Below are 1,212 nucleotides of genomic sequence, written 5' to 3'. Positions count from 1 at the left end.
CTTGTATCTCTCGTTGATAAATGATTAGCTATCATTTATCACATCGAAGTCAGTGAGCTTGCCTTTGCGCCTAGTATTTAATACTGCTCCGTAGATAAAGCCCTGACTTTCTATTCTCACAAACTGAATGGTATCCAAGCACACTTTTATTTAAGTAGATGCTGTATGTACAAGGGGAGTAAGTAGAGATGATGTTTATCGGCATTGATATTAGTAAAGAGAAAATTGATTTATCGTGGTTGAGAGACCAGCTTACAAACAAGATTAAAACAAAAGTCTTTAAAAACAAGCATCAAGACTTTGAGAAAATAGAAAAATGGCTTTTAAATACAACTAAAAGCGTTGCTAGTGAGCTCGTTATCACCCTCGAACCAACGGGTGTTTATCATGAAGCACTGATGTATTTTTTACATGAGCAAGGCTTTAATATTATTTTAGCGAATACAGGCAAAGCGAAAAAGTATGCTGACGCGTTAAACATAATTCATAAAACAGACAAATCTGATGCAACGATGCTTGCCCACTACGGCTGTGCAAAGCACGCAGTCGTTGATTATTGGCAACCTGAAGCGTTAGAAGTTAGAGAGCTTAAAGCCCTTATCCGTCGTTTAGATGCGCTTGAGAGTAACCGGCAACGAGAAACTAACCGATTAGAAGCAAGTGAATTCAGCAACGTTTCAGCACGTGTTCGCCAATCGATAAAAGTGACTATCGCATTTTTAGATGACGAAATTAAACAGCTTAAATCTGACATTGATGATCACATAGATAATGAGCCTGGTTTAAAAAGAAACAGGAAACTACTAGAGTCTATACCTGGCATTGGGCATGTATTATCGAGAGAGCTGACATATTTGTTTGCGGCTAAAAAGTTTAATAAAGCCAAAGAAGCAGCTGCTTATTGTGGATTAATCCCACGGCACAATGAATCGGGTAAATTAAAAGGGCGAACAACAATCAGTAAACTTGGGCCAGCCAGAATTCGCTGTAAACTCTACATGGCAGCCATTGTCGCTGGGCAATGGAATAAAAGAATAAAACGACACAAGTTAACATTAATAAATAACGGTAAAACACCGATGCAAGCTGTATGTGCGAATATGAGAAAGCTCATTCATATATGTTTTGGTGTAATAAAAAACCAAGAAGAGTTTAAGCTCCAAGAAAGTTAAGTACGACCTTGAAGCTTAAAATGAGAGATGGTATCTACGG

1 protein-coding gene is annotated in these 1,212 nt (G+C 38.0%); it reads left to right on the top strand.

The window, feature by feature from the left end:
* Nucleotides 1-188: 188 nt before the first annotated feature.
* Complete coding sequence (locus AN390_RS05730) at nt 189-1,172, top strand: IS110 family transposase (RefSeq protein WP_055253199.1); 984 nt, start codon at nt 189-191, stop codon at nt 1,170-1,172.
* Nucleotides 1,173-1,212 lie beyond the last annotated feature (40 nt).

It is taken from the genome of Pseudoalteromonas sp. P1-11, from assembly GCF_001399995.1.
GTDB lineage: Bacteria > Pseudomonadota > Gammaproteobacteria > Enterobacterales > Alteromonadaceae > Pseudoalteromonas > Pseudoalteromonas atlantica.
This window is presented reverse-complemented; position numbering and strand designations above follow the sequence as displayed.

Bases quoted from the DNA above. Each gene is read 5' to 3' on its own strand.
- AN390_RS05730 (WP_055253199.1), top strand. From the start codon at position 189: ATGATGTTTATCGGCATTGATATTAGTAAAGAGAAAATTGATTTATCG.